General features: G+C 72.8%; 11 protein-coding genes, 1 tRNA gene and 1 pseudogene. 7 read left to right on the forward strand and 6 right to left on the reverse strand.

What is annotated here, in order from left to right; genetic code table 11:
• The first annotated feature begins 29 nt into the window (after nucleotides 1-29).
• Nucleotides 30-623, forward strand: a complete 594-nt coding sequence (locus ACYVAP_RS11430; RefSeq protein ID WP_498860719.1) for a hypothetical protein — start codon at nucleotides 30-32, stop codon at nucleotides 621-623.
• Between the two features lie 87 nt (nucleotides 624-710).
• Here ACYVAP_RS11430 and ACYVAP_RS11435 read toward each other — a convergent pair whose 3' ends face one another.
• Complete coding sequence (locus ACYVAP_RS11435) at nucleotides 711-1475, reverse strand: metallophosphoesterase family protein (protein WP_498860720.1); 765 nt, start codon at nucleotides 1473-1475, stop codon at nucleotides 711-713.
• A 65-nt stretch (nucleotides 1476-1540) separates the two neighbouring features.
• Nucleotides 1541-1891 (reverse strand): hypothetical protein, encoded by a 351-nt coding sequence (locus tag ACYVAP_RS11440; RefSeq protein WP_264450082.1) that lies wholly within the window; start codon nucleotides 1889-1891, stop codon nucleotides 1541-1543.
• Nucleotides 1892-2276: 385 nt separating this feature from the next.
• Here ACYVAP_RS11440 and ACYVAP_RS11445 point away from each other — a divergent pair, with 385 nt between their 5' ends.
• From ACYVAP_RS11445 to ACYVAP_RS11455, 3 genes are all read left to right on the forward strand, one after another.
• On the forward strand, nucleotides 2277-3524 hold the full coding sequence (locus ACYVAP_RS11445; RefSeq protein ID WP_498860721.1) for a hypothetical protein: 1248 nt from the start codon (nucleotides 2277-2279) through the stop codon (nucleotides 3522-3524).
• Nucleotides 3525-3607: 83 nt separating this feature from the next.
• Nucleotides 3608-6274, forward strand: coding sequence for a valine--tRNA ligase (gene valS, locus ACYVAP_RS11450; protein ID WP_498860722.1), 2667 nt, complete (start codon nucleotides 3608-3610; stop codon nucleotides 6272-6274).
• A gap of 97 nt (nucleotides 6275-6371) precedes the next feature.
• Nucleotides 6372-6860 (forward strand): PH domain-containing protein, encoded by a 489-nt coding sequence (locus ACYVAP_RS11455; RefSeq protein ID WP_264450079.1) that lies wholly within the window; start codon nucleotides 6372-6374, stop codon nucleotides 6858-6860.
• Nucleotides 6861-6905: 45 nt separating this feature from the next.
• On the opposite strand, the gene ACYVAP_RS11460 is transcribed toward ACYVAP_RS11455, so the two are convergent.
• Nucleotides 6906-8165, reverse strand: coding sequence for a hypothetical protein (locus tag ACYVAP_RS11460; protein WP_498860723.1), 1260 nt, complete (start codon nucleotides 8163-8165; stop codon nucleotides 6906-6908).
• Between the two features lie 223 nt (nucleotides 8166-8388).
• Here ACYVAP_RS11460 and ACYVAP_RS11465 point away from each other — a divergent pair.
• Together ACYVAP_RS11465 and ACYVAP_RS11470 are read left to right on the forward strand one after the other, a co-directional pair.
• Nucleotides 8389-9285 (forward strand): annotated as a pseudogene (locus ACYVAP_RS11465) (helix-turn-helix domain-containing protein).
• 9 nt (nucleotides 9286-9294) lie between these two features.
• Nucleotides 9295-9789, forward strand: coding sequence for a hypothetical protein (locus ACYVAP_RS11470; protein WP_498860724.1), 495 nt, complete (start codon nucleotides 9295-9297; stop codon nucleotides 9787-9789).
• A 10-nt stretch (nucleotides 9790-9799) separates the two neighbouring features.
• Here the strand turns inward: ACYVAP_RS11470 and selB are convergent, their stop codons facing one another.
• The 3 genes from selB to ACYVAP_RS11485 all read right to left on the reverse strand — a co-directional run bounded on the left by selB (nucleotide 9800) and on the right by ACYVAP_RS11485 (nucleotide 13127).
• Nucleotides 9800-11638: a selenocysteine-specific translation elongation factor gene (gene selB / locus ACYVAP_RS11475; protein WP_498860725.1), complete on the reverse strand. Its 1839-nt coding sequence runs from the start codon at nucleotides 11636-11638 to the stop codon at nucleotides 9800-9802.
• A complete protein-coding gene (gene selA, locus ACYVAP_RS11480) occupies nucleotides 11638-12972 on the reverse strand; it encodes an L-seryl-tRNA(Sec) selenium transferase (RefSeq protein WP_498860726.1) in 1335 nt (444 codons plus the stop codon). Before selA ends, selB begins: the two co-directional genes overlap by 1 nt.
• A gap of 60 nt (nucleotides 12973-13032) precedes the next feature.
• Nucleotides 13033-13127 (reverse strand) — tRNA-Sec (locus ACYVAP_RS11485).
• Nucleotides 13128-13232: 105 nt separating this feature from the next.
• Here ACYVAP_RS11485 and selD point away from each other — a divergent pair.
• Nucleotides 13233-14258, forward strand: coding sequence for a selenide, water dikinase SelD (gene selD / locus ACYVAP_RS11490; RefSeq protein WP_498860727.1), 1026 nt, complete (start codon nucleotides 13233-13235; stop codon nucleotides 14256-14258).
• Nucleotides 14259-14286: the final 28 nt, after the last annotated feature.

Here is a 14286-nt window from a genome sequence, read left to right on the forward strand (position 1 = left end):
GGTGCGCTCGACCGACAGGAGAGGTGCACGTGAGCGCTCGGAGGTTTCTCCCGCGCGGGTCCCGCACCTACGAGCTGAGCCGCGGTCTCTCGCCCGACTCCTTCGCCGGTCTGACCGCCGATGCCTCGACGCACGCCTCACCCGGCGATGCCTACGGGGACCTGGCACCGGGTGACCTCGTCGAGAACGGTGCGCACCTCTACCTCCGCCATCTCGACGGGGCGCTGTGCGCCCTGCGGGAGGCGGGCCTCACCGCGGAGGACGCGCGGAACTGCGTCCGCGGCGGCGCCGATGTCCTCCTCAACCCGCAGAGCTTGTCCACCCCTGCCGGGGTCACGTGCTGGCCCTGCGACTCGTCGTTCTGGCTCCGCCACGCCGACGCCGCCGCTCTCGCCCGGACCGCACCCGAGCCCCTCGACGAGGACCTCCCCGCGACGTTCGCGCTGTTCATGGGACCCGACGGCGAGGCGGTCGTGATGGCGACCGGCGCCCTGGCATGGGGGCCGACGCTGCGTGTTCTCGACCACGACGGCACCACCGTGCCGGCCGCCGCCGTGCCGCTGAGCCCGAGCTTCCCCACCCCGGGCGACGGGGCGGAGGCGCTGCACGTCGTCGGCGACTGAGCTCCGCCGGCGTCCCGTGGGCACCCGACCGGCGAAGACTCCGGAGGGGTCGCCGCCGACAGCGCAGGACGAGCGGGCTCGCGAGGATCAGGCGGCCGTGAGTCCGAGCGCCGCGTGCCGCCCGCGGTAGATCCCCGTGCGCAGCTCGATCTCCCAGGCCTCCGCGGCGGGCATGACCCGCTCGTGGGCGACGGCGATCTCGGCCTCGACGTCGTAGGGGACGCGCACGAACTGCACGCCGAACGGTACGGCCCCGTCGGCCCCGTCGTCCCCCTCGAGGATCACGTACGAGGGGACGGGGCCGTCGAGCGGGTTGCCGACGCTGCCGACGTTGACGAGCGTCCGCTCCCCCTGCATCTCGAGGAAGGCGTCGTGGATGTCGCCGTAGACGAGCACGTCCGCCGACGGGCCGTCCCCGGTGAACGGCGTCGGCTCGAACATCATCGCGAAGGTCTCCGGGTCCGGGTCGCGGTGCACCCGGGTGAACTCGTCGATCGGCGAGGCGTGCACGAGCCGCACGATCCGGCCCGAGAGCCGCAGGTCGAGGCTGCCCGGGAGGCCCAGCAGCCAGTCGCGCCGCTCCGCACCGAGCTCGCCGTGCCACCACGCGGGCCCCTCCCCCTCCGGCGCCTCGGGGCTCGCGACGAACACCTCCCAGTTCCCGCGCACCGTCGCCTCGCAGCGCTCCCGGGTGAGGTCCGTGCAGGCCGCGCCGCGCGGGCCCTTCCCGACGACGTCGCCGAGGTTGATCACCCGGGTGACGCCACGGGAGGCGATGTCAGCGAGGACCGCCTCGTAGGCGGTGAGGTTGCCGTGCACGTCGGAGACCAGGGCGATGCGGGTGAGGGCCATGCGCCCACGGTACGGCGGGGCGACAGACGCGGGCAGGGCGTCAGCTCGAGGTGAGGAGACCGGTGTCACCGACGGGTGGCGACCCGTGCACCGATCGTTGCCATGGGCCCGTCGAACCGGTCGAGGTCGAACACGAATCCTTCCGTGTTGCAGTACTCGATGGCCTCGTCGACGTACCTCGGATCGTCCACGTCGAAGCAAGCGATCTCGAGCGCGCGGAAGGCCCAGGAACGTCTCTTCCCGCCCTCGCTGCGCCCTCCCCCAGCAGCAGGCGGCTCGCCGTGGAGAAGCGCTCTCCACATCGCGTCGAAGGAGTCGTAGTGGAGGAGCCAGGGGACGAGCTGGGTCGTCAGATCCTCGAGGAGGGCGGTTCGATCGTCGGCGTCACGGATCAGGTACGCGTCGTCGCGGCTCATGATCTCGGGATGCGTGCGGATGATGCTCTCCCGGAACCGTGGCCCCGGGGGCGAGGCGACGAGCTCGACGTGGACTGTGCCGCTGATCTTGGCGAAAGGGCCCTGCGCAGGAGTGCCTGCTCTGAGGGAGAGCCGGCTCTGGAGCTCCGGGCGATCACGGCGCCAGGTGACGGGCCCCGCCTTCGCGAAGCCCCGGGACCGCATGAACGGCGCGATCTCGCGGGCGACCAGCTTCAGGTCTGAGTCCGTCTGCTCGGCCGCTTCGCGTTCGCGCCGCGTCATCTCCGTACGCATTCCCGTCTCTCCCTCCGTCTCCTCCAGCCCGAGCCCCCGTGGGCCGGGCCCCTTCGGCGCTCTGATGGGCGTGTTCGCTTAGTATCCGTCGGTGCTCGCTCTCATCCGCCTTCCGCACGCTGATGTGCTCCGGCTCCTCGCGGAGGATCCGACCGCATCGGTGTCGCCGGGCTCAGAGCGCGGGTGGACGGCGGCAGTCGTGGAGGACGAGGACGCCCTTCCCCCGAACCTCCCATCGATCCTCCTCGATCTGGACGTCGAGGTCACGCTGGTCGTCAGGACAGACTCACGATCGACCGCGCTGAGATGGGTCCCGGCGTCAGAGATTCCTCGCACGGACGAATTGACCGTGCCACCGACGATCGTCGATGCACTCACCGATGTGTTGGAGCTGAGCCCCGACCATCTTGACGTGCTCATCTCCCGGATCGCGGCTCGCCCCGACCCCGACGACCTCGCACAGGATCTGGGATCCGCGGTCGGTCTCCCGGACATCGACCCGCCGCAGCCCCGCACGGCCGTCGTCCTGGCGCAGATCCCCGAGAAGCGGATGCGTGCAGCGGGGTCCTTGGCCACGGCGACTCTCGTCCCCGTGGAGCTCTCCGCCCTCGACGACGGCTGGTCCCTTCTGCAGCCCACCACCGACGCCGAGACATCCGACGAGCTCGCGATCATCGTCGGGACGGCGCTCCAGGCAGGAAACCTCGGACACCGCAGGCGGCGGGTGCTCCTCCTGTGGCGCGGTGAGGGAGCGACCAGCGGCGCCATGGTCTTCCATCGATCTCGCATGCTCGCCTCGATGGTCTGGAGCTCGTCGTGGACCGAGCCTGCCCTGAGCGGGTGGGAGGTTCGGGACGAGATCACCGAGGAGTTCGCGCGGTTGAGTCGGGACCGCCCCGTCGATTCGGCGCGGCTCCGCGCCCTGTTCCGTTCGGACGACGTCCCCGGTGATCCGCTCGCGACTCTCGTGGACGTCCTCGGGGTGCCTCCCGAGGCGATCGGTGCACTCGATCGGACGCCCTCGGCGCCTGGCCGTGAGGAGCTCGCGCCCTTCGGATTCTGGAGGTACTTCTGGGCGCTGCTCAACGGTGCGGACCCGTCGGAGAGCATCCCGCGCTCATGGGCATTCGGGTTCGGGGCGCTGGCCCTGGTCGTCACCGGCGTCTTCGCCGCCATGTTCGCACTGGAGATAGCCGTCATCGCCACCGACGGGAGCATCGTCGACGAATCGAGATCGACGAACGAGGATTGGGCGTGGACTGCCGGGTTCGGTGTGGCGACGCTTGCACATCTCGCCATCAGTTTCGGGTTCTTCCGCCTCGGGCGCCGGGATCGCTAACCCGGCCCGGGCGTGGCGCACCCGACGCTCCAGGGAGCGGGATCGACGTTGCGTGCGGGCGCGGGCCTGGAACAATGGCCCCCATGACCGATACCGCACCACGCCAGCCCGCCGCCATCCCCGATCGGCCCTCCCTCGAGGGGCTCGAGGAGAAGTGGGACGGCGTATGGAGCGAGCAGAAGCTCTACGCCTTCGATCCGGAGACCACCCGCGACCAGGTGTTCAGCGTCGACACCCCGCCGCCCACGGCCTCGGGCTCCCTGCACGTGGGCCACGTGTTCGGCTACTCGCAGGCGGACATGATCGTCCGCTACCAGCGCATGCGCGGGAAGAACATCTTCTACCCGCTGGGCTGGGACGACAACGGCCTGCCCACCGAGCGCCGCGTGCAGAACTACTACGGGGTGCGCTGCGACCCGTCGCTGCCCTACGACCCGGACTTCACGCCCCCGCAGGAGGGCGGCGACAACAAGTCCGCGAAGGCCGCGAACCAGCTGCCGATCTCCCGCCGCAACTTCATCGAGCTGTGCGAGCGCCTCACCGAGATCGACGAGAAGTCCTTCGAGGACGTCTTCCGCACCCTGGGCCTCTCGGTGGACTGGAAGCACGGCTACCAGACCATCAACGCGCACTCCCGCGCCACGAGCCAGCGCGCGTTCCTCGAGAACCTCGCCGCCGGCCAGGCCTACCAGTCCGAGGCCCCCACGATGTGGGACGTCACCTACCGCACCGCCGTCGCCCAGGCCGAGCAGGAGGACCGCGACCGCGACGGCGCGTACCACCGCCTCGGCTTCACCCGCACGGACGGCTCCGGGAAGAAGGTCGTCATCGCGACCACCCGACCCGAGCTGCTGCCCGCGTGCGTGGCCCTCGTCGCCCACCCCGACGACGAGCGCTACCAGGGCCTGTTCGGCACGACCGTCACCTCGCCGCTGTTCGGCGTCGAGGTGCCCGTGCTCGCCCATCCCCTCGCCCAGCCCGACAAGGGCGCCGGCATCGCGATGATCTGCACCTTCGGCGACGCGAACGACGTCACCTGGTGGCGCGAGCTCGAGCTGCCCACCCGTTCGGTGATCGGCCGCGACGGCCGCTTCCTGCCCGAGGCCCCGTGGATCACCACCCCCGAGGGGCAGGCGAACTACGCCGAGCTCGCCGGTCTCACCGTGTTCAGCGCGCAGAAGCGCGTCGTGGAGATGGCGACGGAGTCCGGCGACCTCACCGGCGAGATCGAGAAGATCTCCCACCCGGTGAAGTTCTACGAGAACGGCGACAAGCCGCTCGAGTACGTGACCTCCCGCCAGTGGTACCTCACCAACGGCGGCCGCGACGGCTCCGAGGGCGGCCTGCGCGACGAGCTCATCGCCCGCGGTCGCGAGCTGACCTGGCACCCGGCGCACATGGAGTCCCGCTACCGCAACTGGGTCGAGGGCCTCGCCGGCGACTGGCTGATCTCCCGCCAGCGCTTCTTCGGCGTCCCCTTCCCCGTCTGGTACGGCGTGGGCGCGGACGGCGAGACCGACTACGACACCGTGCTCACCCCGTCCGTCGACCGCCTCCCGATCGACCCCACGATCGACGTGCCCGAGGGCTTCACCGAGGAGCAGCGCGGCCAGGCCGGAGGCTTCGTCGCGGATCCCGACATCCTCGACACCTGGGCGACCTCCTCGCTCACCCCGCAGCTCGCGGGCGGCTGGAACTCCGATCCGGAGCTGTTCTCCAAGGTGTACCCGATGGACCTGCGCCCCCAGGGCCACGACATCATCCGCACCTGGCTGTTCTCGACGATCGTGCGCTCGCACCTGCAGCAGGACGCCCTGCCGTGGAAGCACGCCTCGATCAACGGCTGGATCCTCGACCCGGACCGCAAGAAGATGTCGAAGTCCAAGGGCAACGTCGTCACCCCGATCGGCCTGCTCGAGCAGCACGGCTCCGACGGCGTGCGCTACTGGGCCGGCCGTGCCCGTCAGGGCGTGGACACCGCGTTCGACGAGGGCCAGATGAAGATCGGTCGCCGTCTCGCGATCAAGATCCTCAACGCCTCGAAGTTCGCGCTCGGCTTCGGCGAGGCCCCCGCGGATCCCTCGGGCGCCCTCGCGGCCGACCCGGCCGCGGTCACCGAGCCGCTGGACCGGGCGCTGCTGGCGAACCTCGCCGAGGTCGTCGAGCAGTCCACCACCGCCTTCGAGGACATGGACTACGCGCGGGTGCTCGAGCTCGTCGAGCCGTTCTTCTGGGCGTTCTGCGACGACTACATCGAGCTGGTCAAGGAGCGTGCCCACGGCAACGCCCCCTCCGGCCAGGCCGGTGCCGACTCGGCCCGCGCGGCGCTCGCGATCGCGCTCGAGGTGCAGCTGCGCCTGTTCGCGCCCGTGATCGTCTTCGCGACCGAGGAGGTGTGGTCGTGGTGGCGCGGCGGCAGCGTGCACACGCAGCCCTGGCCCGTGGCCGAGCCGCTGCGCGCCGCCGCCCAGAGGCAGGACGCCGCACTGCTGGACACCGTGGCCCAGGCCGCGATCGTCGTGCGCCGCCTGAAGTCCGACGCGAAGGTCTCCCAGAAGACGCCCGTGCTCTCGGTGACCCTCCGCGCCCCGGAGGCCGCCGCCGGCCACCTCGAGGCCGCCCGCGGCGACCTCATGGCGCTGGGCCGCATCGAGGCGCTCGAGATCGCCGGCGGCGACGTCGACGCGATCAGCACCGAGGACGCCGAGCTGGGCGAGCCGCCCGTGAAGCAGCCCCGCAACCAGGGCTGATCAGGGCCAGCACCTCTGCGCGTCCCGACGGCGCCTCCTGTCTACAGGGGGCGCCGTCGGCATGTGCTGCTCCGTGTGCTCTGACAGACTCGTCCTCATGCAGACCCAGACGTTCCGCTCCGGCGCCGCGACGATGATGATGTGGATCGGCCCGTTCGTCGCCCTGATCGCGGTGCTGCTCTTCGCCCCTCTCCCCCTGGTCCTCTGGGCGACCAGCGGGGACGCAGCGGTGCTGCTGATGCTGCTGTTCGTGCCGGTCGGCCTGGTCGCCGGGCTGCTCCTGCATCTCGCGGGACGGCACAGCCGGGTCGAGCTCACCGGGGACGCCGTCACCTGGCGCACGCTCACGAGCGCCCCGCGCACTGTTCCCTTCTCCGCGATCCAAGGGGTCGAGGTCCCGACCGCTCGCCGCGGTCCGCGCAGCGTCCGTCTGCACCTGCGGGACGGCGCCGTCGTCCCGGTCACCGCGGTGAGCATGTCCGGGGGCGAGGGCGGCAACAGCGCCGATGCCGGATACCTCCGTACCGCTCAGGCGATCACGGACGCCCACCGCGGATGGTGGATGCATCACGGCCAGAGGCGCTGAGGCCGCCAGGACGCGGGTGCGCTGAGCGTGGGTCCCGTCTCGGGCTCAGTCGAAGGGGTTGATCGCGCTCACCGTGCTGCCCACGGCATCACGAGCGCCGTCGAAGGCCCCGGAGGCGTCGGAGATCGCGTCGTCGAGGTCGTAATCCCCTGGGGTGAAGGTGTTGACGATGGCGTTCGGATGAACGGCGAGACTGGTCGTGCCCCCGAGCCCGAGCTCGACGGCGAGCTGGCCCCCGACGTTCACCGAGACCTCATCCGTGGAGATCGTCGCCCCTCCCGAGGCCCCGGCGCCCGCCCCCGCCTTCTCGCTGATCGACGTCGACCCGGAGAACCAGCCGAACGGGCCCGTCTGCTCGAACTTCTGCGTGACCTGAGCGCCCGCGAAGGCGTTCGCCCCGCCTCCGAACGTCACCCCGTTGGCCTGACCATCCTCGTTGCGCGTCAGGTGCGCGTACCGCGAGGCATCCGCGTTGGCACCCACGAAGTAGTCCTGGGTCAGGGTGCCCGAGGTTCCGAGCGGTCCGTCGACCGTGGCGCTCTGCGACGCATACAGACCCGATCCCGCCTTGGCCCCGAACGAGTACCCGTCCGGTCCGACGGTGCCACCGGCCTCGGCATAGGATTCGGCGCCGACTCGCGCGCTCGCGTCGATCCCGGTGCCGAAGGGACCGTTCAGGTGCGTGTCGACGCCTGCCTCGAGGCTCCCGCGGGCACCGACGGTACCGGTGCGGTTGCCGTAGGGATCCTCGGTCAGACTCGCGCCGGCGCTGTAGTTCACTCCGGCATGCGCATCCAGGGTGCCCGCATCGTTGCTGATCTCCTGGGCCGGGAACAGATCGTCGGCCCAGGTGAACTGCTCCCCGACCGGACGCTGTTGGCCGTACATCTGCCCGCGGGTGCCGTACCCGGGGTCGCCGTAGAAGAACGGGGGTCCCAGGGCCTCGCTGCCCCCCGGGACCGCGCACGGTCCCGGCAGGTCGACGGGGAAGGGGAAGGGGAACGGCAGGGGGCTGCCGAAGGGACCGCCGCCGTCGCCGTCGCCGGAGGCGCCGTCCTGCTCCTCGGCCTGGGCGGTCAGCTCGTCCGCCCGGGCGCGGAGGGCGTCGGCCCGCGCGGTGAGCTGGGCGCGCACCTCGGACTGCCAGCGCTCGCGGAAGGCGTCCGCGTCGGGGCCCGTCCACTCGACCGCGCCGACCATCGCGGAGGTGGTCCCGATGAGGTCCCTCAGGGTGCCCGAGCCGCGCAGGCAGGCCCCCGCCTGCTCGCGCAGCTGCTCCGTGTCCGCACCGTGGAACCCGCTCATCGCGGCACCGTCCCTGTCTGTCCTGACCCACTGTCCCTGACGTGCTCCCGAGACTAGGCCGGTTTGCGGCCCGCGGCGATGGGGAGGACTCCCCATGGGGGCTCTCCCCTAGGTGTTGCGGGTCATGACGTTGTGGTCACGGGGTCGGGGATGAAGGAACGGGTCCCTGACCGGAACGATGAGTGGTGTCTCGACAGCCATCTCGCAGGAGGGGACCCGTTCCATGACCCACCGTCATGCCCCGTTGACGCCACTTGGAAGACAGCGCGCCGTCGCCCAGGTCCTCGAGCGGGGCCGGTTGATCGTGCACGTCGCCGCCGAGTTCCGCATCGCCCGCTCGACGCTGTCGAAGTGGGTGACCCGTTACCGAGCTGCCGGCCCGTCCGGTCTGGAGGACCGCTCGAGCGCTCCCGCCCACCGTCCCACTCGCCTTTCCGTCGACGTGGTGGAGTTGATCGAGTCCTGGCGGCAGTCCAGGAGAAGGCCCGCCCGCCGGATCGCCCGCGAGCTCGCTGACGGTCATGGAGTTCGCTGCACTGTGAGGACGGTGACGCACTGACTGGACCGGCTCGGGCTGAACCCAGTCCGGGACATCACCCCGGATGGAGAGGACCTCCGCACGCCGGGGAGGATCATCGCCCGCTATCTGGGGCACATGGCCCACATGGACGTGAAGAAGGTCGGGAAGCTCCGTGACGGCAGTGGCTACACCGAAGCCCTCGAGGACGAGAAAGCTGTCACGACGAAAGGGTTCTTCCACCGCGCCCGAGTGTTCTTCGCCGAGCACGGCAGCACGAGGATCTCTCGCCTGGTCACCGACAACGATGTGAACCACACGGCGAAGGGGTTTACCCGTTCGATCTGCGCGTTCATCGGCAGGCACCAGCGGACGACGATCTACACGTTCCGCCACAACGGGAAGATCGAGCGGTACCAGCGGATCCTGGCCGAGGAATGCCTCTACGCCCGCGCCTACGACTCCGAGAGCGAGCGCCGGAACGCGATCGGCGTCTGGGTCCACCACTACAACTACCATCGACCCCACACCGCCTGCGGCGACCAGCCCCCGGCCTCACGCCTCCACACCGGCGTCGACAACGTCATGACCAACTACACCTAGGGTGGCGCCATGGATTCGACCTTCCGCTCCGCCGGCTCCCGCGTGAACGTCGTCGTCGGCCCCCTGGTGATGCTGATCGGCGTCGGCGCCGCGATCGCCGCGGTGGTGCTCACGCTCGTGCTTGGCGAGCCGGGCTTCCTCGCCCTGCTGATCCCTGCCGTGCTCGCCCTGGGCGGCGGGGCGTTCGTGCTGTGGGGTGCCCGGCGCTCGCGGCTGCGGATCGACGCCGCCGGCTTCCGGTGGGCGGGCTTCGTGGGCGCGGAGCAGTCGGTGCGATGGGAGCAGCTGCAGCGGATCGCGCCGCCCACCCCGGGGGACCGCCGGCTCGTGGCGTTCGCGCTGCTGCACGACGGCACGGCCGTGCCCATCCGGGCGCTGTGGGAGCCCGCGACGGTGCCCTCGATGCTGAGCGGCGGCCCCGATCACTCGGCGGTGCAGCATGCGCTGGTCACCGCGCACCAGCAGTGGCTGGGCGCCCGGGGCGGAGAGCACACCCCGAGATGAGGACTCCCGTTCAGCGGGCCACCTGACGGTGCCCGGCGTCGAGGCGACGGGTCCAGCCCCGCGCGTCGAGATGCTCGAGCAGCGGGATGACGACCCGCCGTGTGGTGCCGAGGGCCTGCCGCGCCTGGGAGGTCGTGAAGGGCTGCTCGAGCCGGGACAGCTCGCGCATGGCGAGGGCCGCCGCCGTGGGCAGCAGGATCACCTCGCCGGGCAGGCGCAGCAGGCGGCCCTGCCGCGCCGCGGCGGCGAGCTGCTCGGAGCCCAGGTGCAGGGAGGCGAGGTCGTCCGCCTCGGGCGCCCGGAAGGGCTCCGCACGCAGTCGCCGCTCGAGCTCGGCGACGGCTCCCTCGGCGTCGCCGAGGCCCTCCTGCCGTGCCGGATCGCGGAGCCGGCCGTCCTGCTCCTCGAGGCCGGCGCGCCTCACGAGGAGGTCGAGCAGCGCGGGTGCCGGCAGCGGCGGTGCGCCTCCACCGCGGGGCGCGGGCTCCCGGGCCAGGGCGTCGAGCGCGGCCTTCCGGGGCAGGCCGGCGGAGAGCGGGTGCTCCCGGTGCTCGGTCTCGACGAGATCGCGCAGCCGCGCGGTCCAGTCCTCCAGCGCCGCTTCCGCGGCGAGCAGCTCGCCGCCGCGGCCGTCGGCCACCCGCTGCACCCCCTCGGGCAGCACGGCCGGCACCTGCACCCCCTGACGGGTGAGGACGGCCGAGGGCACCGCGCCGCGTCGGGCGACCTCCGCGGCGAGGTCGCCGCCGTCGCCGGTCGCGGCGAGCGCGTCGGCCCGGCGGGCGGCGTCCCCGCGGCGCGTGAGGGCGGGCGGGTCGACGTCGAGCACGAGGGCGCCGCTGCGGAGGGTCTGCTCCCCCGTGCCGCGCAGCACCAGCCGGTCGCCCACCCGCAGCGGCAGCGGGCGGGCGAGGGTGAGGCGCGCATGGTCCTCGCCGAGCGGTCGCACGCGCACCGGGACGGCGGCCGTGCCGACGTGGGCGACGAGCTCCCCGGGCGCGTCGGCGAAGGCGCCGGGGACGGTCGCCCGCACGTCCAGGAGCTCCGTCGCCGTCCACGCCCCGGGGGTGAGCAGGGCGTCGCCCCGGGTCACGTCGTCCGCGTCCACGCCGCGGAGGTTCACGGCGGCGCGGCTCACGGGACCCAGCTCGGGGACCTGACCGCCGCGGGACTGCAGCCCGCGCACCTGGACGCGCCGCGGCTCGCCCGTCCCGGCGAGCTCGAGCGTGTCGTCGGTGCGCAGGGTGCCCCCGCTGAGGGTGCCGGTGACGACGGTCCCGGCGCCGGTGATGGTGAAGGCGCGGTCCACCCACAGCCGCACGGGCGCCTCCGGCCTCGGCCGGCGGGCGGCGGCGAGCACGTCGTCGAGGGCGGCGCGCAGCGCGTCCAGGCCCTCGCCGGTGCGGGCGGAGACGGCGACGGCGGGCGCGTGGACGAGGCCCGTCCCGGCAAGCTCGGCGCGGGCCTGCGCGGTGACCTCCTCGACGCGGTCCGGGGCGAGGTCGCTGCGGGTGACGACGAGCAGGCCCTGGTCGATGCCGAGGGCGGCGATCGCGTCGCGGTGGTCGGAGGACTGCGCCTGCCAGCCGGCATCCGCCGCGACGACGAAGCAGACGATCGGGGCGGGACCGATCCCCGCGAGCATGTTGCCGAGGAAGCGCTCGTGGCCGGGGACGTCGACGACGGCGACCTCGGCGCCGGAGGGCAGGGTCGTCCAGGCGAAGCCGAGGTCGATCGTGAGCCCGCGACGGCGCTCCTCGTCCCAGCGGTCCGGCTCGATGCCGGTCAGCGCACGCACCAGCGTGGACTTGCCGTGGTCCACGTGCCCGGCGGTCGCGACGACCTGCATCAGCGGTGCTCCCTCGCCGCGTCCACCGCGACCACGATAGCGTCCTCCTGGTCCTCGGGCACACAGCGCAGGTCCAGCAGCAGCCGTCCCTGGGAGAGCACGCCCACCACGGCCGGCTCTCCCGTGCGCAGGGCGGGTGCGAGCTCGGGCTCGAGGGCGATCGCCCAGCCGGGGAGCGGCACCTCGGCGCCGCCACCCCCGCCCACGCGACCGTCGTGCGCGACGAGCTCCCCGCCGATCCGCGCAGCGAGTGCCTCCGTGCGCCGGCGCAGCGCGGCGGGGTCCGTGCGCAGCGCCGCGAGGACGGGCGGCACGGGGCCGGTGAGCGTCGCCTCGAGCGCGGCGAGGGCGAGCTTGTCCGCCCGCACGGCACGGGCGAGGGGGTGCCGGGCGAGGCGGGCGATGGTCGCGGCGGTGCCCAGCAGGATCCCGGCCTGCGGGCCGCCCAGGAGCTTGTCGCCGCTCGTGATGACGACGTCGGCCCCGGACTCGAGGGCGGCGGTCGCGTCGGGCTCCCCGGGCAGCACGGACTCGGGCCGCAGCAGCCCCGAGCCGAGGTCCGCGATGAGCGGCAGGCCGTGCTCGTGGGCGATCCCGGCGAGCTCCGCGACGCCGACCTCGCTCGTGAAGCCCTCGATGCGGTAGTTGCTCGTGTGGACCTTCAGCAGCGCGCCCACCTGCCCGTCCTCGCAGGCGGCAGTGTAGTCCGCGGCGTGGGTGCGGTTGGTGGTGCCGACCTCGCGCACGCGCGCCCCCGCGGAGGAGACGAGATCCGCGAGGCGGAACCCGGCGCCGATCTCGACGATCTCCCCGCGGCTCCACACCACCTCTCGCCCGGCGGCGAGCGCGGTCGTCGCGAGCAGCAGCGCCGCGGCACCGTTGTTGACGACGAGGGCATCCTCCGCGGCGGGGCAGGCGGCGAGCAGCGCCGCGCGTGCTCCGGCGCCGCGGCGGGAGCGTGCACCGGTCATGAGGTCGAGCTCGACGTCCGTGTACCCGGCGGCGTCCTGCAGGGCGGCGCGGGCCGGTGCCGAGAGCGGCGCCCGGCCGAGGTTCGTGTGGACGATGACGCCGGTGGCGTTGAGGACGGGCCGCATCGAGGCGGCGGGGTGGTCGCCGATCGCGCCGAGCACCGCGTCCTCCACCTGCTCGGGGGTGATCTCCCCGGCACGGGCACGGTCCTGGGCGGCGCGCACGATCCCGCGGATCACCGTCTCGCCGAGGCTCGCGCGGGCCCGCTCCACGTCCGGCAGCGCGAGCAGCGCGTCGGTGCGCGGGATCCGACGGCGAGGGTCCTCGTGCTCGGCGCCCTGCGGCGCGCTCCCCTGCGTCATCGACTCTCCTCGCACGGCCGGGCCGGACCCGGCGGGATGGACCGGGCACGTGGCCCGGACTGGCGGAGGCGGACGGGAATCGAACCCGCCAGCCCGAGATGCTCGGGCTCGATGGTTTTGAAGACCACGGCGCCCACCAGGACACGGACGCCTCCCTGGGACGAAGCCGCCGGCACCTGCCGGATGATCCCGTCCCCGGGGAAGACTATCGTCCGTTCCCGACCGTTCCTCCTCCGGTTCCCGTGGCTAGACTCGAGGGCATGACGAGCAGCGATGCCCCCTCCCCCGCCCCGTCGGCGCCGTCGGCCTCGGCCGTCCGCCTGACGACGATGGCCCACGGCGGCGGGTGCGCGTGCAAGATCCCGCCGGGCGAGCTCGAGGAGGTCGTCGCGGGTCTCGCCGGGCAGTCCTACGAGCAGGTGGTCGTGGGGCTCGAGGACGGCGACGACGCGGCCGCGGTGCGGATCGACGGCGGCCGGGCGGTGCTCTCCACCGCGGACTTCTTCACCCCCGTCGTCGACGACCCCTTCGACTGGGGCCGCATCGCCGCCGCGAACGCGCTCTCCGACGTCTACGCGATGGGCGGCACCCCCGTCGTCGCGATCAACCTCGTGGGCTGGCCGCGGGACGTGCTCCCCTTCGACCTGCTGCGCGAGGTGCTCAGCGGCGGCCTCGCCGTGGGGCAGGAGGCGGGGGTCCCGGTGATCGGCGGGCACAGCGTGGACGATCCCGAGCCCAAGTACGGCATGGCCGTCACGGGCATCGGGGACCCGGACCGCCTGCTGCGCAACGACGCCGCGGAGGCCGGCCTGCCGATCACGCTGACCAAGCCGATCGGCGTGGGCCTGCTGAACAACCGCCACAAGAGCACCGGCGAGGTGTTCGAGGCGGCGATCGCGACGATGACGCAGCTGAACCGCGACGCCTCGCTCGCCGCGCTCGAGGCCGGGGCGCGCGCCGCGACGGACGTGACGGGCTTCGGCCTCCTGGGGCACCTGCACAAGATGGCCCGGGCCTCCGGGGTGGGCGCCGTGATCGACCGCTCTGCGGTGCCGCTCGTGGACGGCGCCGCCGAGGCGCTGCGGGACGGCTTCGTCTCCGGCGGCACCCGCCGGAACCTCGACTGGGTGCGCCCCCATGTCACGGCCGACGCCGGCCGCACCGAGGAGGACCTGCTGCTGCTCGCTGACGCCCAGACCTCGGGCGGGCTGCTCGTCATCGGCGAGGTCCCCGGCTACCCGGTGATCGGCGAGACCGTGGAGGGCTCGGGGATCCGCGTCCGCTGACCCACCCGGTGCCGTGCCGCGGCACCGG

This window comes from Brachybacterium horti (assembly GCF_054777615.1).